At 70.5% G+C, this 18,209-nt stretch carries 19 protein-coding genes; 13 read left to right on the forward strand and 6 right to left on the reverse strand.

All coding sequences use genetic code 11. The annotated features are described in order from the left end of the window. Nucleotides 1-30 precede the first annotated feature (30 nt). Together ABT015_RS23550 and ABT015_RS23555 are read left to right on the forward strand one after the other, a co-directional pair. Nucleotides 31-1,101: a hypothetical protein gene (locus ABT015_RS23550; RefSeq protein WP_350882141.1), complete on the forward strand. Its 1,071-nt coding sequence runs from the start codon at nucleotides 31-33 to the stop codon at nucleotides 1,099-1,101. A gap of 208 nt (nucleotides 1,102-1,309) precedes the next feature. After that, nucleotides 1,310-3,103 carry a hypothetical protein gene (locus ABT015_RS23555; protein ID WP_350882143.1) on the forward strand — a complete coding sequence of 598 codons (1,794 nt, stop codon included), beginning with the start codon at nucleotides 1,310-1,312 and terminating at the stop codon, nucleotides 3,101-3,103. Between the two features lie 264 nt (nucleotides 3,104-3,367). On the opposite strand, the gene ABT015_RS23560 is transcribed toward ABT015_RS23555, so the two are convergent. Beyond that, a complete protein-coding gene (locus tag ABT015_RS23560; protein WP_350882145.1) occupies nucleotides 3,368-3,928 on the reverse strand; it encodes a GNAT family N-acetyltransferase in 561 nt (186 codons plus the stop codon). Further along, a complete protein-coding gene (locus ABT015_RS23565) occupies nucleotides 3,883-5,157 on the reverse strand; it encodes an NsdA family TPR-like regulatory protein (protein WP_350882147.1) in 1,275 nt (424 codons plus the stop codon). The genes ABT015_RS23560 and ABT015_RS23565 overlap by 46 nt, the downstream gene beginning before the upstream one ends. Nucleotides 5,158-5,340: 183 nt before the next feature. Here ABT015_RS23565 and ABT015_RS23570 point away from each other — a divergent pair, with 183 nt between their 5' ends. From ABT015_RS23570 to ABT015_RS23620, 11 genes are all read left to right on the forward strand, one after another. Then, nucleotides 5,341-5,931, forward strand: a complete 591-nt coding sequence (locus ABT015_RS23570; RefSeq protein ID WP_350882149.1) for an ATP-binding protein — start codon at nucleotides 5,341-5,343, stop codon at nucleotides 5,929-5,931. Between the two features lie 517 nt (nucleotides 5,932-6,448). Continuing rightward, nucleotides 6,449-7,393 carry a hypothetical protein gene (locus tag ABT015_RS23575; protein ID WP_350882151.1) on the forward strand — a complete coding sequence of 315 codons (945 nt, stop codon included), beginning with the start codon at nucleotides 6,449-6,451 and terminating at the stop codon, nucleotides 7,391-7,393. An 8-nt stretch (nucleotides 7,394-7,401) separates the two neighbouring features. Beyond that, nucleotides 7,402-7,935: a LuxR C-terminal-related transcriptional regulator gene (locus tag ABT015_RS23580; protein ID WP_350882153.1), complete on the forward strand. Its 534-nt coding sequence runs from the start codon at nucleotides 7,402-7,404 to the stop codon at nucleotides 7,933-7,935. 122 nt (nucleotides 7,936-8,057) lie between these two features. Beyond that, nucleotides 8,058-8,567 (forward strand): LuxR C-terminal-related transcriptional regulator, encoded by a 510-nt coding sequence (locus ABT015_RS23585; protein WP_350882155.1) that lies wholly within the window; start codon nucleotides 8,058-8,060, stop codon nucleotides 8,565-8,567. 25 nt (nucleotides 8,568-8,592) lie between these two features. Further along, nucleotides 8,593-9,195, forward strand: a complete 603-nt coding sequence (locus ABT015_RS23590; protein ID WP_350882157.1) for a hypothetical protein — start codon at nucleotides 8,593-8,595, stop codon at nucleotides 9,193-9,195. After that, nucleotides 9,192-9,743 (forward strand): helix-turn-helix transcriptional regulator, encoded by a 552-nt coding sequence (locus ABT015_RS23595; RefSeq protein WP_350882159.1) that lies wholly within the window; start codon nucleotides 9,192-9,194, stop codon nucleotides 9,741-9,743. Before ABT015_RS23590 ends, ABT015_RS23595 begins: the two co-directional genes overlap by 4 nt. 225 nt (nucleotides 9,744-9,968) lie before the next feature. After that, nucleotides 9,969-10,451 (forward strand): NUDIX hydrolase, encoded by a 483-nt coding sequence (locus tag ABT015_RS23600; protein WP_350882161.1) that lies wholly within the window; start codon nucleotides 9,969-9,971, stop codon nucleotides 10,449-10,451. A gap of 57 nt (nucleotides 10,452-10,508) precedes the next feature. Beyond that, complete coding sequence (locus ABT015_RS23605; protein WP_350882163.1) at nucleotides 10,509-10,892, forward strand: hypothetical protein; 384 nt, start codon at nucleotides 10,509-10,511, stop codon at nucleotides 10,890-10,892. Next, nucleotides 10,889-11,731 (forward strand): hypothetical protein, encoded by an 843-nt coding sequence (locus ABT015_RS23610; protein ID WP_350882165.1) that lies wholly within the window; start codon nucleotides 10,889-10,891, stop codon nucleotides 11,729-11,731. The genes ABT015_RS23605 and ABT015_RS23610 overlap by 4 nt, the downstream gene beginning before the upstream one ends. 273 nt (nucleotides 11,732-12,004) lie before the next feature. Beyond that, nucleotides 12,005-15,565, forward strand: a complete 3,561-nt coding sequence (dnaE, locus tag ABT015_RS23615) for a DNA polymerase III subunit alpha (RefSeq protein WP_350882167.1) — start codon at nucleotides 12,005-12,007, stop codon at nucleotides 15,563-15,565. Beyond that, complete coding sequence (locus ABT015_RS23620) at nucleotides 15,562-15,903, forward strand: DUF6300 family protein (RefSeq protein WP_350882169.1); 342 nt, start codon at nucleotides 15,562-15,564, stop codon at nucleotides 15,901-15,903. Before dnaE ends, ABT015_RS23620 begins: the two co-directional genes overlap by 4 nt. A gap of 71 nt (nucleotides 15,904-15,974) precedes the next feature. Here the strand turns inward: ABT015_RS23620 and ABT015_RS23625 are convergent, their stop codons facing one another. Genes ABT015_RS23625 through ABT015_RS23640 form a run of 4 tightly spaced genes read right to left on the reverse strand, consistent with a single transcriptional unit; the run spans nucleotide 15,975 to nucleotide 18,208 of the window. Further along, nucleotides 15,975-16,208 (reverse strand): hypothetical protein, encoded by a 234-nt coding sequence (locus ABT015_RS23625; protein WP_350882171.1) that lies wholly within the window; start codon nucleotides 16,206-16,208, stop codon nucleotides 15,975-15,977. 37 nt (nucleotides 16,209-16,245) lie between these two features. Beyond that, nucleotides 16,246-16,812, reverse strand: a complete 567-nt coding sequence (locus ABT015_RS23630; RefSeq protein ID WP_350882173.1) for a hypothetical protein — start codon at nucleotides 16,810-16,812, stop codon at nucleotides 16,246-16,248. Further along, complete coding sequence (locus ABT015_RS23635) at nucleotides 16,809-17,489, reverse strand: putative 2OG-Fe(II) oxygenase (RefSeq protein WP_350882175.1); 681 nt, start codon at nucleotides 17,487-17,489, stop codon at nucleotides 16,809-16,811. The genes ABT015_RS23630 and ABT015_RS23635 overlap by 4 nt, the downstream gene beginning before the upstream one ends. Further along, nucleotides 17,486-18,208: an aKG-HExxH-type peptide beta-hydroxylase gene (locus ABT015_RS23640; protein WP_350882177.1), complete on the reverse strand. Its 723-nt coding sequence runs from the start codon at nucleotides 18,206-18,208 to the stop codon at nucleotides 17,486-17,488. Before ABT015_RS23640 ends, ABT015_RS23635 begins: the two co-directional genes overlap by 4 nt. Between the last annotated feature and the right edge of the window lies 1 nt (nucleotide 18,209).

An 18,209-nucleotide genomic window follows, 5' to 3' on the forward strand; every position in this document is an offset into this window, starting at 1 on the left:
CACCGTGACTGTGCAGGAGCTCCCACCACCATGACCAAGGTCCCGTTCGTCTACCCCGAGCGCCCCGACTTCGAGCAGGCCCGCAAGGACGCCGCCGACGCCGCCGCAGCCGACCTCGGCGCAATCGCCGACCCCCTGACGCGAGCCCGTCGCGCCGTCGCCATCATCGACCAGGCCGACACCGACATCCCGAAGAACAAGAAGCGGCGGGACCGCGCCGCGCTGTCCCTCTGGGCGTACGAGGGGCACCGCACCCGGGGCCTGGAGCAGAGCATGGGCTGCACCCGCATGCAGTGGAGCCGCATCCAGGCCAGTGCGTTCGGCTGGAAGATCACCGGCGCCGCCACCCCGCCACCCACCCCGAAGGCCGGCCCCGACCGCGTCGAAGCCGCCCGGACCGCCGGCATCGCCGAACTCCCCGTCGACAAGGCGCTCAACGAGGTCGCGAAGTACGGCGTGCTCACCGTGCGGGCCCAGGCCCGCCGCGACGAAGCCGTGAAGTTCCGCGACGCCGCGATCCTCGTGCTCAGCCGCCCCCCGTACTCGATGGGCCACGAGGCCATCGTCGCGGAAGTCGGGATGAGCGCCACCGGCACGGTCGGGGAACGAACGAAGCGAGCAGCCGACGAAGCCAAGCAGGCCGACGCCGAAGCCGCCCACCAGGAAGCCGTCCGCCTGGTCGCCGCCGAACTCGACGGCCTCGCCCCTGCCGACCGCGCCCGCCGCGCCGCCGAGATCGCCCGCACCGCCCAGCAGGAGATCACCGAGTACACCCAGCTGCGCCACCAGGCCGCGCTGTCGCTGTGGGCCTACGGCGGCGGCCGCATCCGCTCAATGCCCCGCGCGCTCGGCTACACCCGTGAGCAGTGGGACGAGGTGTGGACCGCCGCCCTCGGCCAGCACCACGCCGCCGGCCAGGACGCCCCGGAGCCGCCCGTCAACGGCCCCACCCGCGCCCGCATCGCCCACGAGCACGGCATCGCCCAGCTGCCCGTCGATAAAGCGCTCACCGACCTGCAGACCTACCGCCTGCTCATCGAGCAGGCCCGCGCCCGCCACGACGAAGCACAGCGCGCCGGGAAGACCACCGACCAGGTGTAACACTTCCCGCCCCCCGCTCGTACACCACGGTGTGAGGATCACTCCACTCCCTCACCCCTGCTGCTCCTGGGCCACCGCACACCGGTCCGGGAGCAGCAGCGCAACAGCCAGGCCGCGCCCGGACAGCGCCGCCGAGGCAACGGTAAGCAGCACGCCGAAGCCCCCCGGGCAGGGACGCAAGCCGCAGTCGGCGGCAACAGTGCCCGCCATGTCGACCACCGCCGCGCCGCCGCCCACTGCCACCGCCACCGTGCTCGCGGAAACGGCCCGCACTACCAGCCAGGGCGTACGCTCCCGCGACGCCGCGAACATCGCCGGCCTCCTCCTGGACGCCCCCATCACGGCCCGCCGCACCACCGTCAAGACCCTTACCGCGCGCGAACTCGGCTACGTCGTCCGTGAAGTCCGGCGCGAGCAGGGCACCCTGTACGGCCTCTGGCACGACAGCCCATCGGCCTTCGTCGAAGACGTCCTCGGCGAGACGATCTGGTCCAAGCAGCGCGCCGTCCTCGACGCCGTCGCCCGCCACAAGCGCACCGCCGTCCCCGCCGGGTTCGGCGTCGGTAAGACCTGGCTCGCCGGCCGCCTCGTCGCGTGGATGGGCTGTGTCAACCCGCCCGGCAGCGCCGTCATCGTCACCACCGCCACGAGGTTCCGACAGGTCCGGAACCAGCTCTGGCCGCATATCCGCAAGGTCGTCGCCCGCGGTGCCCTCCCCGGCTGGTGCGACACCACCCAGTGGAAGATCCCGGACAGCTGGGGCAACGCCGTGGTGGTGGCCTACGGCTTTACGGCGCCTGAGAACGACGAAGCCGCGATGCAGGGCATCCACGGCACACCGAAGCTGCTCATCGTGGTGGATGAGGCCGGCGGCATCGCCCGCACGATCGGTAACGGCACCAACAACCTCTTGACGGGCGACGCGAGGATGCTCGCCATCGGCAACCCGCCGGCCGACGACCCGCGGAGCTGGTTCGAGCTGCTCTGCGAGGAAGGCGACGACCCCGAGGAGCCGACCACCACCACGATCCCGATCCGGGTCCTCGACTCCCCAGCCATCACCCTGGAACGCGTCCCCTACTGCCAGGACTGCCCACCCGGCGGCGCCCGCCACTCCCTCGCCGAACACCTCCCGAACAACGACTGGGTCGACCGCACGGTCCGCGAGTACGGCGAAGACCACCCCTACGTCCAGGCCAAGGTCTACGCGCGCTTCCCCCGGGGCGGCGCGAACAAGGCGATCCCGCTGTCCTGGATCGAAGCCGCCCAGGACACCGACGACCCCGAAGGCCCCGACTGGGTCCGCCCCGTCGACCTCGGCCTGGTCGGCGAAACCGCCACCCACACCGTCCGCTACGGCTCCTGGGTACGTCTCGGCGTCGACGTCGCCGCGGACGGCGGCGACGAGTGCACCATCTACCGCGCGGTCGGCGACACCCTCGAGCACCGCCACGCCTCCAGCGGCCAGATCAACACCAACCAGGTCGACGTCGCCGAACGCGTCCTCGAAGAGATCCTGAGGGCGCAGCGCCTCGCCGCCGCGCTCCGCTCCCGCGCCCCGGTGCGCGTCAAGGTCGACCGCAACGGCCTCGGACACGGCGTCACCAGCATGCTCCAACGCTGGGGCGAAGAAGGCCGCCACGAAGCCGAGATCGTCGGCGTCATGGTCTCCGAGTCCATTGACCCGGACCGCGAAGACCCCGCGCAGCTGATGCGCCCCCACCGCAAGCGCGACGAGATGTGGATCGCGGGCCGCAGCCTTCTCCAGCCCGACCCCGCCACCGGCAACGCCAAGCTGCGCCTGCGCGTCGACCACGCCTGCGCCGTCCAGCTCTCCTCGCCGAACATGACCACCAACAGCAACGGCGCCGTCGTCATCGAGTCGAAGAAGAGCATGAAGGCCCGAGGGGTCTCCAGTCCCGACCGCGCGGACGGCGCGCTCATGACGGTGTACGAGCCCGAGGATCTGTTCGGCCACCGCCGCATGGGCCTCATCGCGTAGAGCCAGCGGGAACGGCCTCACCGGACGGGCTCGAAAGCCGCTCCGCGCGCTCCGAGCACGGAAGAGCCGCCGGGGCGAGGGCGTGCGCCGATGCGCCGTTGCCTGCGCAGCGGCATCCAGGAGGCCGGTGCGCGCATGGTCATCATCTCGGTGGTCACCAACTCGTATTGTCCGTCGCGGTCTTACCTGCGTCGTGGCTCGTAGCCGCGCGTTGCTGCCTGGGGGCGGCCGACTTGTGGGCACCCCCAGGGTCGTGATCTTGGATCAGCCCGCGGCCAGCAGGTCGCAGACCATCACGGCGTAGAGCGGGGAGTCAATGAAAGGACGGTTCTCGCCGACCTTGCGGTATCCCCAGGACTCGTACAGCGCCTGGAGCCTGGGCCGTACGGTGTCGACGGTCAGGACGGTCATCGCTTCGGTCCGGTCGGCCAGCAGCGCTTGGTGGAGCCTTGGCGAGATGCCTTGCTTCCGCCAGGCGGGGCGCAACATCAATTCGGACACGCCGAAGGTCGCGGTCCGCTCGGGCGTGGGCATGTGGCCGCGCCACCACTCCCGGCCTTCGGCGAGCGGGGCACCGTAGGAGAAGCCGATCGGCTCGTCTCCGTCGTAGGCCACTACGCAGACGAACCCGGCCTTCTCACTCCAGTGGTCAACGAACCACGGGAACTTCTGCACGAACTCCTCGTTGCGTCGGTCGTAGTACGCCTCGGCGTGGACGTCCAGCAGCACTTGGCGCAGGCCCGCGGGCAGGCTGCCCTGTTCGAAGCGGCGGATCTCTATCACGATTGGTGGCTCTCCTCGATGGCGCGGATGGTCTCTCTCCATTCCAGCGTCTCGCGGGAGTCGGGCGCCACTTTGATCAAGCCACGGTGGAAGTCGCCGAGCAGGGAGCGCAGCCGACCTGGTAGCGGATCGTTCCCCATCAAGGCATGGGCTTGAATGGCCGTTGCACAAGCCGGTTCGATCTCGCGCTGGTGGAGCTGCGCGAGTGCCATCCTGGCGGTCACCATCGCGATGTTTCGTCGGAAGCGGGTCGGTGTGCCGGCCAGTGAGCGATGGCACGCGCTCTCAGCCTGGGCATATTCGCCGAGGTGTTCGTGGATGATCCCGCTCAGGCCGTCCAGCTCCGGGCTGCCGAAGAACGCTGCCCAGGATGGGCGGGGTGCGTCGCCAGCGGCGCGGGAGAGGGCGTCGTTCGCGTGCCCGAGAGAGCGCAGGGCTGCCTGCCGGTCGTGGAGGGCGGCGTGGCCGACCGCGACCCGCATGTGGGCGAGCGCGGCGAAGAACGGGTCGCGCCTGACGATGCCGCACGACTGAGCGGCCTGAGCAGCGGCCAGGGCAAGCGGGTACCGGCGCTGCTGGTAGGCCATTAGCGCGGTCGCGTTCCACAGCCGCAGCTGCGCGGTGCTGTCGCCGGACAGCCCAGCCAGAGCCAGCGCCCGGTCCAGATACGGCTGAGCCTGGTCGAACCGGCGGGCGTCCACGCACGACCATGCGGCGGTGGCGGTGTAGTCGGCGGCGACTGCGTACAGCGCGCTGCGTACTCGCTGGCTGGCCGGGCGTTCCTGGAGCTGGGCTGCGGCTTCGGCGCCGGCCAGCGCAGCGCGTTCCAGCTCTTGGTGGCCGCCGCGTTGGTGGTCCAGTTCGGCGAGCGTCCGAAGGCCGGCCCTGAGTCGTTCGACGTCGGAGGTGCTGACGGCGCTGGGCCGTGAGGACAGCCCGGGGATGCCCGCCGCTGCTGCGGCGGCAGGTGCGATGGAGAGGAATCGACGGCGGAGCACGGGGGCCTCCGGCGGGTCGGGGCGCTTAGCGCCCGGGTGGGGTGTGAAGCCGAGCTCTTCGCTCGTGCACCCGAATATTGCCTCTAACGCGGCGCGGGTCTTCGCCTGGGGCGAGCGGGTTTTTCCGGTCACCAGGTTGTGGACCGTCCGTTCGCTGAACGAGCCCAACGTATCTGTGCGCGCGGCGACGTGGTCGTTCATCAGCTTGGCCAGGTCGACCTGCTGCAGTCCTTGCTCGGCCATCCGCTGCCGCAGTAGAAGGTTCTCCCCCATGTACTCACCGTAGCGCCGCTGTCACCTGCGACGCTGCCGCTCCGGCGAAACCCGAAGCAGATTTTCCGGTTCCTCGCGAGCGGAAACCCTGGGCTTTTTCCTGTCCTGCATGGCACAGACGGTCGTTCACTGAGGGTCGGCCGCCACGATCAGCGGCACCCCGAGCGAGCGAAGGCGTCCCCCATGGAGCCGAGACCACGCACCATCAAGTTCACCTTCCCCGCAGAGCGGGAACGTGTCCGCGACGTTCGCCGCTGGGCGCGGAAGGCCCTGGCTGGGCTGGGCCTGGACCCGGACGAGGAGCAGGTGGCCGACGTGCCGCTGGTGCTGTCCGAACTCTGTGGCAACGCCATCGTGCACGCCTGCGGGGGCGACTGCCCGGATGTAACGCTGACCGCCGGCCTGTCGCTGCTGCCCGCTGGCGGACTGCGGGTGGAGGTCGCGGACCCGAGTACGGTGCGGCCCGAGCCTCGGGACGTGGACAAAGACGCCATCAGCGGACGGGGCCTCACCCTCGTCATCACCTACACCGACCGATTTGGGGTGGACGACCTCGGGCCGGACGGCAAGTGCGTCTGGGCCGAGGTCGCCCTCAATGTCGCGTCGCAGACCGCCGAGCCCACGGACACGGCGGCCGCCTGCGTCGGTCAGGACGTCGCTGTGATGGTTGCAGTCCTACGCGCGCACACCACGGTACGGGCCATAAGACCCCAGCCGGAGGTCGGTACGCTGCCCGCCCGCCTCATCCTGCGCCGCCAGATACCGGCGGCGTGAACACCCCCTAGAACCGCCGGTGGCGGCCTGGGTTCCGCCGGACAGGCCGTCACCGGACACCACCCCCCTCTCCGACCCTGGGGGAGGCGGAAGAGTAACGCCGCAGCTCCAACCGGCGTCTTGCTCACCGCTGCCGGCCGCACGCCCATGCCGAGGCGCCGGCCTGTTCGGCTGGTCGTCCATGTCGGGTGGATGGCCGGCGAACCCCGGTGGCCCCGTTGGCGAGGGGGGTCACCGGCGCGAGGGTCGTCCCGGCCTTTTCATTGGGCCGGGACGACCCTCACCTCAAGGACCGCCTGCTGCTGGAGGCGGGCGTGGCCCCGGGGTGGTGCGGCGCACACCCCCTTCGTCGCACCACCCCGGGGCCGAACCCGGGCGACCGGGGTCGAGGGGCATGCTGCCCCGGCTCGCTCGTACCGGCACGTGCCACCCGGCACGGGGCCGGCTTGGTCCGGGACAGGCCAACGGGGGCCTGCCCCGGACCACCCCTACGACTTCGCACCCCCGAGGACTCGCAGTGACCGTTGGGCCGCGCACCGGCGCGTTAATCACCTTCACCCGTGACACCACGATTCGAGCAGGTGTACGGGCTGCCTACGCGGCCCTGACACAGGCATGCCGGGACTCCGGGGACAACGCCCACCACGCCGAGCTGGTGGGTGAGCACCCGCGATACGCCTGGCTACTGCCCCATTCGAACGCCCTCGCCGTCATCCACGACTCCGAGCAGGAGGCGTGCGAGCTTCTTGCCTGCGCCGACCTGCTGCGCGAGTGCAGGGTCCCCGTCGTGCCGGCCTACTACGGCCGTCCCCTCGTGGTCGGCCGCGGCCGCGCGGTCACCTTCTGGCACAACCCCGGACGGTACCGTCCGGCCCCGGGCGCAGCCGCCCGGGTGACGGCCGCCGTGCACGGCATCAAGCCCGCCGGCGCATTGTGGCTGCGCGAGCACCACCCCTTCAACGACCTCCTGGACGGCCTCGAACAGGCCCCGTTGAACGACAGCACCCGCGACTTCCTGTACGAGCACACCGCCAGGGTGCGCACCGACTGGCAGCACGTTAGGTGGCCCACCACCCCCACGGTGATCCTCGCCACCACGGGGCCGGCGCGCTGCCACGACGACGGGGACTACCGCCTGCTCCTGCGCACCCCGCTGCGCCTGGGCCACCGGGAGTGGGACCTTGTCGCGGCCCGCTGGCGCAGCGAGCTGCTGTACGGCCACCTGGAGAACCAGCGCACCTACACCGTCACCTACGCCAGCTGCTCGGGCTCCGCCCTGGCACGGGAGCCGATCGGCTCGTGGCCGGACTACCAGGTGGTGCGCGACGCCGTGGTGCTCACCGAGGTGATGGAGACGGTGCGCGGCGCTCACCAGGACGACCGCACCCGCCAAGCCGCCGAGCATCAGGTGGCGTGCCTGCGCGGTGCCCACCAGGCCCCGTGGCGCTGGGGTACTCGGTGAGCGCCGCCGTGCCGGTGCTGCGCCCGACCAAGCTGCGGCGGCTACCGATCGTCCAGGAGCCGCGGGTCCGCCTGTGCCGCCACTACATCGACCTCACTGAGCGGGAGACGAAGGTGCTGGCGATGCTCGCCGGTGACCTGGACGCCATCGAGATCGCCGACCGGATCGGCGGCAGGCCCGATACCGTCCGCGCCACGGTGTTCACGCTCCGGGAGAAGACCGGCGCCCGGACATGGACGCAGATCGTGGATACGGCCTGCCGCACCGGCCTGCTCATCCCGCCGACCGCCACGTTGATCAGGCCGTTCCCGGAGGAGGTCCTGGAGGCCGTCCAGCTTCTCGCCCAGGGCTTCTCTCATCAGCAGATCGCCAACTATCAGGGCATCCGCAGCCGTACGGCCTGCACCCGTTTGTCGACGGTCCGCTCCCGTACCCGCGTCAGGCACAACCCGGCCGCCGTCTACCTCCTGCACGGCGTTCCCAACTTGCTCGACAGCACCCGCCCCCCTTGCCCGACCTGTACCCGCGAGGGCGCATCGTGAACGAGACCACCCGCCCCGGACCCACACCGGCCCTGACCGCCCGCGATACCTCCCCGGTGCGGCCTGGCTACCCGACCGCCAGGGTTCACCGGCCCGGCGAGCACCTACTCTCCGCCGCTCAGTTGTTCAGAGCGCCCGCGGCCTGCACCGTCGGCTCGCTGTGCGAGGTCTGCCTCACTCCGGTCACCCTTACCCCGTCCGAGGCGAAGCAGTTGACCTGGCTGGCCGCCGACCTCTCCACCCGGCAGATCGCCCGTCACGCCGAGGTCGGTGTCTCGACCGTTCAGGTCTACCTCAGGCGCCTGTCGAGGACGCTCGGTGCCTCGACCTGGCCGCAGGCCGTCGACCACGCATGCCGGACCAACCTCCTCACCCCGCAGCCGACCCGCCTGGCGTACCCCCTGCCCGCCAGGGACCTGGACATTTTCCAGAGCCACGCCAACGGGCGCGCCACCGCCGAGATCGCCGCACAACACGACCTGAACGAATACAGCATCAACCGCTCCCTCGCCCGCACCCGCCGCCGCCTGGGCGCCTCCGGCAGCCCCGCGACCGTCTACCGGCTCCATGCTGCCAAGCTGCTCACCAGGGACCCGGTCTGCCCTGACTGCACGGCAGGAGGGCCTTCGTGACCATCCCGAAGCGCCGGGAGCGTCGATGACCTGGCCGTCGCTGTTCGTGATCGACCCGGCCCAGTACCCGCGTCCACGCAGAACCCCGGCCAGGCGCCCCGTACGCCCCGGCCGTCTGCTGCCGCTGATGATCGCCGGCGCCCCCTGCCCGGCCTGCGGTACGCGGCTCCTGGCCACCCAGCCTGAGGCCCGGCTGCTCGCCCTCACCGCGCACGGGCGCACCCCGTACATGATCGGCCGCCATCTGCGCACCACCAAGGCTGCGGTCGAAGGCGACCTGGAGGCCCTGGCCGCCGCGTTCGACGCGGCCAGCTTGGCGCACATGGTCGACATCAGCTACCGGGCCGGCCTACTGCGCCGGGACCCGGGCTTCCGGCGGCTGGTCTACCCGCCGGCTGACGGCGCCCTGACCGCCCTGCGAGGCATGGCCACGGGCCTGAGCGACAGCGAGATCGGCCGGCAGACCGGGCGCACCGCCCGGGCGGTCAACGAGGGTCTGCGACGGTTCCTCCGCACGCACAGCCTGCATACCCGTCCCGAGGCCGTCCGCCTACTCCACGGCGTCCGCCTGCTGGACGACACCCACCCCTGCCCCTGCCAACACGATCTCAAGGCCACCACACCATGACCCTCACCCAACCCGGACAGGCCATGCTCAAGGGCCTGCCCTGCCCGGACTGCGCCATCACCCTCACCCTGACGCACGGCCAGCACCTGGTACTGACCGAGGTAGCCCACGGCACCCCGACCGAGCGGATCACCCAGCGGCTGCGCGCAGGCCAGAACGCCGTCCGCACAAGCACGGATCGGGATCGCGCCGGCGCCGACGCGATCCGCGACGTCGTGCAGGCGCTCGGGGCCACGGGACGGCCCCACGCGGTCGACGTCGCCTGCCGCACCAAACTCCTGGTCCCGCCCCGGCTGCGCCCGCCGGAGGACGGCATCCCCGAACCGCTGCGGCGTACGGCAGAGCTGCTCGCCGATGGCCTGGAGGTCCGGCCCATCGCGCGCAAGCTCGGCCTCGCCGTGGAAACCGTCAACGCCCGGCTGAAACGCCTCCGCAAAGCACTCGGTGTGGAGAACAGCCCCAACCTGATCTTCTGCCTGCACGCCATCGGAGAGCTCCCGGTTCATCACCCCTGTCCATGCCGTCCGCGCAGGGCCAGGAATCGGTGACGGGTGGCCGCCCCTGCTCCTCCGGGGCGAGCTCGGCGGCGACCAGCTTCGCGCCCACCGGCACCGCCACCCGACGCCGTGCCCAGACGCCGCGGCCGCCCCGCAGGCGGGGGCCGGACCTCGATCCTCACTGAACAACGCCCCTGGCGCCTCCGCCCCGGCGGAGACGAGGTCGTCCCTACTACCGGCGAACCACCACTTCGACCACCACCAAGGACCAGGACCATGTTCTACTCCAAGATCGACCCCCTGTACGCGCCGCGCCGGGTCATCTACGCCCACGCGATGGTCCGAGATGAGGACGGCTACGTCCTCCAGGCGACGGACAGCCCGGTGGCTGACGACAACGCCTGGCACCTGCTGGTCCAGGCCGTCGAGCCCAACCAAGCGCCCCACGAGATCGCGAGGAGCGTCGCGGAGTCGCAGACCGGTCTGACGATTGGCACGTCCACGCTGCTCGTCCTCGACCTCGTCCGGCCCACCAAGGAATCGGCGCAGGCCCTGCATCTCGTCTTCGACTGCGGCCGGTGCACCGAGGACCAGGTCCTCGAACTGGGCCTACCCGAAGGCACGGAGCGCGAGGGCAACATGCGCTGGGTCCACCCGGACACGCTGCGCCGCGGTGACGACCGTCTGCACGCCGCACTGGAACGCCTCACGGACCCCTTCGCCCCGTTCTTCCTGGCAGACGGACAACCGACCACCTGAATCAGAGCGAACAGCCACGTCGAGATCATCCAACTAGCCATCCACAAAGAGGACTTGATGACCGAACCGAATGGTGCTCGTGAGACGCTGCCGCTCGACGTCGTCGCGGCTGACGCCGCGGTCCGCCGAGCCGACGAGATCGCGACCCAGGCCCAGCAGCACCGGCCGCCCGACGATCAGGCCCTCGCCCTCCTGGCTGAGGAACTGATCGGCCACCTCATGCTGCTCCTCACCGCCGCCGCAGCCGAGTACGAGGCGCTGCCCCCGGGCGCGCGGCTACGTCCCGTGGTCGATGGGGCGGCGCGCGCCGCTGGCAGTCTGCTGGCCCGGCCGGGCCCCGCGACCGTCGCGAACGTGCTCGTGCTCGCCGGTGCGTGCCGGTTGCTGCTGGTGTTGCACCTTGCGCGCCAGACCGTCGCAGCTCCGAGGAGGTCGTCGTGATCGCCGATCTGTCCATGCGCGAAGCCATCCGTTGGCTGGGTAAGGAACTCGAGGGTGCGGGATTCCGTGCTTGGGACGCCACGGAGGACGGGGTCCACTACAGGCGGGTCACCGAGGGCGCCGGGTGGTGCTCACCGGCCGGCTGCTGGCCGGAGTCGTGGCCGCCCGGCGCCCTCGGATGTCTGCGCGTCTTCTGGCACCCCGACCCGGCGTACCAGAGGGACTACCGCAACAAGACCATCCCGGCCGGTGCCGCCGAGCACTGGCAGGCGAGCACCGAAGCGCTGCTCGCCGCCTTGCACGGACTCGGCCTCGGGGCTGCGCTGACCGGGCCGCCCCGGACCCCGGACAGGCACAGCTCCGCGGACCTGCTGGTCTGGGAACCGGGGCCCGAAACCCCCTCCGAGTGGCCGCCGCCCGGCGCCTGGGAAGGCGTACCGCCGACCCGCCCGAACTTCGTCGACGGCTGGCGCGGGTGGAAGGACCCCGGTCCCGGCGACGAGGTCGGCCGGGTCCTGCGAGGGCTCACCCGGCGGCGGGAGGCCGAAGGCAGGACGGAGACCGGTCGGGTGTCGGTCGGGGACCACGACAGCGTTCTGTGGCCGCCCGGCGCGCACGCCTGTGCCCGCGTGCTCTGGCATCCGGACAAGGAGTACGCGCGTGCTGTTGACGGATCGCTGACGGCCGCCGCCTTCGAGTACTGGTGCGAGGGCACCCGCCAGCTTCAGGACGACCTGACCACGTTCGGCTACCAGAGCCGTACCGCCTGGACGCACCCTGCGGCGGTGAGGGACTTCGCCGTGGTCGTGGCCTGGCGGGGCGAGCGCCCCTCCTCCTGAGCCCGCGAGGTCCTGCCCGTCCCGGTCCGCTCGCGTCTCGGGCGAGCGGGACCTCGCGGTTGGCGTCGGCGGGTCTCGCAAGGCGAGCCCGGCGGCCCGGCGGACACCGGAAAGCGACGGCGTCGGCACGCTCCGTACGGGTCGGCGTGGGCCGGAGACACGCGCCACGCCGTGTGGCGAGGCCGTGAGCTGCTCGACTCGGAGGATGGGGGTCGACGCCGGTAGGGTCGAGTACTCGATCGCCGCCGTCTGTACCGTCGAGGAGTCCTCCCCGTGGCTGACCAGTTCGCCCACCTGCACGTTCACACCGAGTTCTCGATGCTCGACGGTGCGGCGAAGAACAAGAAGATGCTCGCGGAGGTCGAGCGGCTGGGGATGCCGGCCATCGCCATGTCGGACCACGGCAACATGTTCGGCGCCTACGAGTTCTTCCACGTCTTCAAGGACAGCCCGGTCAAGCCGATCATCGGTATCGAGGCGTACGTCGCGCCGGACACCCGGTTCGGCCGCAAGCCGGTCTTCTGGTCTCCCGGCGGGCGCCGGCCCACGGAGGACGGCGAGGGCGGCAAGGACATCTCCGGCGGCGGCCGGTTCACCCACATGACCATGTGGGCCGAGAACACCGAGGGCCTGCACAACCTGTTCAAGCTGTCCACCAAGGCGTGGAAGGAAGGCCAGTACCCGGCCGGCAAGCCCCGCATGGACCAGGAGCTGATCTCCGGGCTCTCCAAGGGCATCATCGCCACCACCGGCTGCCCGTCCGGCGCCGTGCAGACCCGCCTGCGCCTGGGCCAGCCCGAGGAGGCGCTGCGGGTCGCCTCCGAGTACCAGGACATCTTCGGGAAGGACAACTACTTCCTGGAGCTGATGGACCACGGCCTGGACATCGAGCGGGAGGTCCGCCAGGGCCTGCTCGACATCGCGAAGAAGCTCGGCATCCCGCCGCTGGTGACCAACGACTCCCACTACGTCACCGAGGACCAGGCCGACGCGCACGACAACCTGCTGTGCATCGGCGTCGGCAAGGACAAGGCCGACCCCAACCGCTTCCGCTTCAACGGCTCCGGCTACTACCTCAAGTCCGCGGCCGAGATGTACGGCCTCGACGCCTCCGACGCCTGGCAGGAGGGCTGCGCCAACACCCTGCTGATCGCCGAACGCGTCCAGCCCTACGACGACGTGTTCAAGTACGTCGACCGGATGCCCCAGTTCGACGTCCCCGAAGGCGAGGACCAGGAGTCGTGGCTGCGCAAAGAGGTCGAGCAGGGCCTGGTGATGCGCTACGGGTCGCCGCTGCCGCCCGAGGTCACGGAGCGGTACGAGACCGAGATGAAGGTCATCGGTCCGATGGGCTTCTCCTCCTACTTCCTCGTCGTCGCGGACATCTGCAAGTACGCCCGTGACAACAACATCCCGGTCGGCCCGGGCCGTGGCTCCGCGACCGGCTCGATCGTCGCCTACGCGACCCGCATCACCGAGCTGGACCCGCTGGAGCACGGCTTGTTGTTCGAGCGGTTCCTCAACCCGGAGCGCATCAACCCGCCGGATGTCGACCTCGACTTCGACGACCGCAAGCGCGACCAGATGGTGCGCTACGTCACCGACAAGTACGGCGCCGATTACACCGCGCAGGTTAATACGTTCAGTACGATTAAGGCCAAGGCGGCCGTGAAGGACGCCGGCCGTATCCTCGGCTACCCCTTCGCCATGGGCGACCGGATCAGCAAGGCCATGCCGCCGGACGTCATGGGCAAGGGCGTCCCCCTCAAGGACCTCTTCAACCCCGAGCACTCCAGGTACAGCGAGGGCACCGAGATCCGGTCCCTGTACGAGTCCGAGCCGGACGTCAAGAAGATCATCGACACCGGCCTGGGCATCGAGGGCCTGATCCGCGGTACCGGCGTCCACGCCGCCGCCGTCATCCTCTCCTCCACCCCGTTGGAAGACCTCATCCCGCTCCACATGCGAGCCAAGGACGAGGTGATCATCACCGGCTTCGACTACCCATCGTGTGAAGACATGGGTCTGATCAAGATGGACTTCCTGGGTCTGCGGAACCTGGGCATCATCCAGCACGCGATCGAGACAGTGGAAGCCAACCGCGGCGTCAAGCTCCAGACCGAGACCATCCCGCTCGACGACGTCCCCACCTACGAGCTCCTGGCCAAGGGCGACACCCTCGGCGTGTTCCAGCTCGACGGCGGCCCCATGCGCCAACTCCTGCGCCTCATGGAGCCCACCCGATTCGAAGACATCGCCGCTGTCCTCGCCCTGTACCGGCCCGGCCCGATGGCCGCCAACGCCCATACCAACTACGCGCACCGCAAGAACGGCCGCCAGGACATCACCCCGATCCACCCGGAGCTGGAAAAGGCCCTGGAGCCGATCCTCGGGACGACGTTCCACCTGCTCGTCTACCAAGAGCAGATCATGGCCATCGCCCGAGAGCTGGCCGGCTACTCCCTCGGCGGCGCCGACCTGCTGCGCCGCGCCATGGGTAAGAAGAAGCCGGAGATCCTGGCCAAGGAGTTCGCGAACTTCCAGGCCGGCATGCGGGCCAACAAGTACTCGGACGAGGCGATCCAGGCGCTGTGGGACGTCATGCTGCCGTTCTCCGGCTACGCCTTCAACAAGTCGCACACCGCCGGCTACGGACTCGTGTCCTACTGGACGGCCTACCTCAAGGCGAACTACCCGGCCGAGTACATGGCCGCCCTCCTGACCTCTGTCGACGACGACAAGGACAAGATGGCCGTCTACCTCGCCGACGCCCGCGCGGCGGGCATCAACGTGATGTCGCCGGACGTGAACGAGTCCGTCGCAGACTTCACCGCGATCGGCGAGGACGTCCGCTTCGGCCTGAAGGCGATCCGCAACGTCGGCCTGCCGGTCATCGACTCCCTGGTGGACACCCGCAGGTCCAAGGGCAAGTTCGCCTCGTTCGCGGACTTCCTCGACAAGGTCGAGCTGCCGGTGTGCAACAAGCGCGCCGTCGACTCGCTGATCAAGGCCGGCGCGTTCGACTCCCTCGGCCACACCCGCATGTCGCTCACCAGTGTCGCCGAGAGCGCGATCGACGCGGTGACCGGCGTGAAGAAGGCCCAGGCCCACGGCCAGGACGACCTCTTCGGCAGTCTCGACGCCATGGACGCGGGCCCGACGATCGGCCTGGACTTCGAGCTCACCGACAAGGAGTGGAACCGCAAGCAGCTCCTCTCCCTGGAACGGGAGATGCTCGGCCTGTACGTCTCCAGCCACCCCCTGGACGGCGCCGAACACATCCTCGCCCGCAACCGCGACATCTCGATCGCCGAACTCCTCGGCTCCGGCCGCACCGAGGGCGAGGTCAAACTCTCCGGCCTGATCTCCGGTGTCCAACGGCGCATCAACAAGGCCGGCAACGCCTGGGCGAGCATCGTCCTGGCGGACCGCGACGCCACGCTCGAGGTGCTGTTCTTCCCCAAGACGTACCTGCTCGTCGGAGAACTCCTCGCCGACGACACCGTTGTCACCGTCAAGGGCCGCGTCAACGAGCGCGACGGCGCACTCAGCCTCTTCGGGAGCGAGGTCACCATCTTGGACGTATCGTCCGCTGAGCACGGCAGCAAGCCGCCAGTGATCATCACCGTCCCAGCCGCGCGGATCAACCCCAAGCTGGTCGCCGAGATCAAGCGCTCCCTCCAGGCCCACCCCGGTGACACCCCGATCCGGCTGCGCACCACCAGCTGGGACAAAGACACGGTGTACGAGCTCGGGTTCCTGGTGAACTCGGACAACGCGTTCGCCTCCGAGATCAAGACCCTGCTCGGACCGTCCGCGTGGAGCACCCTGTGAGCACGATCGACGTCCACCTCGGTGACGAACCGCCGCAGTGCATGCGCTGCTTGAGCGATGGCCTGCTGACGGTGAAGTTCCCGCAGACCCGGCCCGGCAGCCTCGGCGCGCACACCGGCGGCAGCATCAGCCACGTGCTCTGCCCCGCCTGCGACCACGACGTGCCCCAGGCAACCGAGCTTCTCGCCCTGTTCACGGTCGACGACCGGATCACCGGGGCGAACAGCCTGCTGTTCACGGAACTCCTCTTGAAGTGGACCGAGCACCTCAACACGCTCACTGTCGACGAGGACCAGCTCGACCGTGAGATCGAGCAGTGGGAGAACGGCGAGCTGTAACGCGTCGGGCTGGTGCCCGCCGGAACGATCCCGGCGGGCACCAGCCCTTAGACGGTGACCCGGTGTACGGGTCAGGCCGCGGCCGACCCCAGGCTCACCCGGGTCTCCGGGCGCAGCGCGAAGTTGTCCTGGACCGCGTTGCAGCCGTTGGCGTCGCCGCCGAGCAGGCCCGCCGCGGCCGCCGCGAGGAACGCGTCGGCGCCCTCGGGGTCGACGCCCAGCGCCGGCGCCTCCACGGTCAGACTCTTCGGCTCGACGACCGGCGCGTCGATCACGGTGGTGCCGGTGACGATGGTGTCGCTCATCTCGGTTCCCTTCTCGAACAGGATGGGTGGTTGGTCGTCACGGTGCCGAGGTGGCCACCACGACGGTGATGCTCTGGCCTTCCTCCACCGGCTGGACCGCGTTGGTCAGCCAGCCGGGGACGATGGTCAGGTTGCCCGGGCGCGGCCGTACGGTGAGCTGCCGCCCCCAGGGCAGACCGGGCATGGCGGTCATCGCGGACCCCGCACGGGGGTCGTAGACCGCCACGGTCCCGGAGTCGATGTGGTTGGGCTCGGTGGCCTCCAGGAACAGCCAGCCGATGAAGTCGCCCGGGGTGCTGCTCTGCGGCAGCTCGTAGCCGGCGTTCCAGACCTGCAGCGACAGGTCGATGCCGCCCGGGCGGCGCCCGCTGAACCCCCCGCCGGTGCCGGCGTCGGACAGGACGCCCATACCGGTGCGGAACAGCTCGTACAGGCCGGCCTCGTCGGCGATCAGGTCGGTGAGCGGCAGCTGCGTCCACGGGCCGTCGCCCTGGTGCAGGGCGCTCGCGGCCGGCCGGACGAGGCCCGCAAGGCTGTGCTGGTGGGAGAGCACGGTGCAGCCCCAGTGCCGGGTCACCGTGGGTGTCTCGACGATGGCGGTCACCGCGGGCCCTCTTCCTTGTTGTAGGCGGCGTTGAAGGCGATGCAGATGCGCAGGGCGTCGCCGTGCAGGGTGGAGCGGACGCTGTGGGGCGCCCAGGACGGGAACGCGACGAGCAGGCCCGGGGTGGGCTTGATCATCTCGATGCCGGGCGAGACCCCCCGGGCGATCGCGCCCGGACGCGGGTCGAGGAGCTGCAGGCAGCCCGCGTCCTCGCCGGCCGCCCCGACGCCGCCGGTCTCGATGTAGTACACGCCGGACCACACCGAGTCGTGGTGGGTGTGCTGGCGGTGGCTGCCGCCGGAGCGGTAGACCACCGCCCAGCCCTCGGCCAGGACCTCGTAGCCCTTCACCGCGCCGGCCGCTTCGTCCCCGAGGTTGGCGCGCACCTGGTCGGTGATGGCCTCCACGATCCGGCGCCGCAGCCAGTCGATCGCCGGGTGCTGCCACTGCAGGATGTTCAGCGACGACTTCTTCGCGCCGATGACCGCGAACTCGTGCGCGGCGCTGTCGCGCTGCTCGGCGGCGAGGATGATCTCCCGCAGCTCGGCGTTCCTGCGGGCCACGGTCTCGGGCCCGTACTCGTCGCCCGCGCGCTGGGTCAGGTCGCCCTGGTAGATCGTGGTCTGCCAGGTGCTGAACGTCGATGCCGCCAGGGCCTCGGCGGTCACGCTGCTCACAGTGCCTCCCGTAGTCGGTTGGTGATGGTGCGGCCGGTGCCGGTCAGGTCGCTGCTCTGGTCGAGGAGCGCGATGCAGCCGCGGCCGTAGTCGCGCAGCGGGCCGAGCTGCTGGTGCTCGCCGGCGGCCGCGTAGAGGCGGATGGTGGCCGCCGCGACGTGGGCGGCGCCGATCACCTCGCGCGGGGCACGGTTAGCGGTGCCGGACGGCAGGACGTGCCGGGCCGCGCCGGGCACCTCGAGGTCCCACAGCTCTTCGATCAGGTAGAGCCACTGGTGGCACATCTCGTGCACGACGAACTCGCGCAGCGCGGCGGTGCTCTCGAAAGCGGCCGGGGCGAGGAAGACGTGCTGCGGCCACAGGAAGGAGGACGCCGACACGGCGCCGTTGCCCGTGGACAGCAGCAGGAACCGGGTCGGCAAGGCCTCGAGCAGCACGGACCAGGCCGGCATCTCGGCGACGATCCCGTCGACCGTGGTGCGGACCGCCTCCTCCTGCCCAGCGGTCAGCGGGCCCGACGGCACCGGGGTGGCGTTGCGGCGCACCCGTACGGCTTCCTGCGGGTCCAGCCACTGGCCGGCCGCCGGATCGGGGGCTTTCGCCAGGCCGCGGCGCGCGGCGTCTCCGGCCCGCCGGGCGCTGACGCCCGCCAGCAGCAGTTCGGCCTGGAAGCCGTCGTCGACGAACGGCACGCCCGCCAGGACATCGATGCTGGGCATG

Source organism: Kitasatospora sp. NPDC094016 (assembly GCF_040304045.1).
GTDB lineage: Bacteria > Actinomycetota > Actinomycetes > Streptomycetales > Streptomycetaceae > Kitasatospora.

Excerpts from the sequence above, each read along its gene's own strand:
- ABT015_RS23550 (WP_350882141.1), top strand. The coding sequence starts at position 31 with ATGACCAAGGTCCCGTTCGTCTACCCCGAGCGCCCCGACTTCGAGCAG.
- ABT015_RS23555 (WP_350882143.1), top strand. The coding sequence starts at position 1,310 with ATGTCGACCACCGCCGCGCCGCCGCCCACTGCCACCGCCACCGTGCTC.
- ABT015_RS23560 (WP_350882145.1), bottom strand. The coding sequence starts at position 3,928 with ATGGAGAGAGACCATCCGCGCCATCGAGGAGAGCCACCAATCGTGATA.
- ABT015_RS23565 (WP_350882147.1), bottom strand. The coding sequence starts at position 5,157 with ATGGGGGAGAACCTTCTACTGCGGCAGCGGATGGCCGAGCAAGGACTG.
- ABT015_RS23570 (WP_350882149.1), top strand. The coding sequence starts at position 5,341 with ATGGAGCCGAGACCACGCACCATCAAGTTCACCTTCCCCGCAGAGCGG.
- ABT015_RS23590 (WP_350882157.1), top strand. The coding sequence starts at position 8,593 with ATGACCTGGCCGTCGCTGTTCGTGATCGACCCGGCCCAGTACCCGCGT.
- ABT015_RS23595 (WP_350882159.1), top strand. The coding sequence starts at position 9,192 with ATGACCCTCACCCAACCCGGACAGGCCATGCTCAAGGGCCTGCCCTGC.
- ABT015_RS23600 (WP_350882161.1), top strand. The coding sequence starts at position 9,969 with ATGTTCTACTCCAAGATCGACCCCCTGTACGCGCCGCGCCGGGTCATC.
- ABT015_RS23605 (WP_350882163.1), top strand. The coding sequence starts at position 10,509 with ATGACCGAACCGAATGGTGCTCGTGAGACGCTGCCGCTCGACGTCGTC.
- ABT015_RS23625 (WP_350882171.1), bottom strand. The coding sequence starts at position 16,208 with ATGAGCGACACCATCGTCACCGGCACCACCGTGATCGACGCGCCGGTC.
- ABT015_RS23640 (WP_350882177.1), bottom strand. The coding sequence starts at position 18,208 with ATGCCCAGCATCGATGTCCTGGCGGGCGTGCCGTTCGTCGACGACGGC.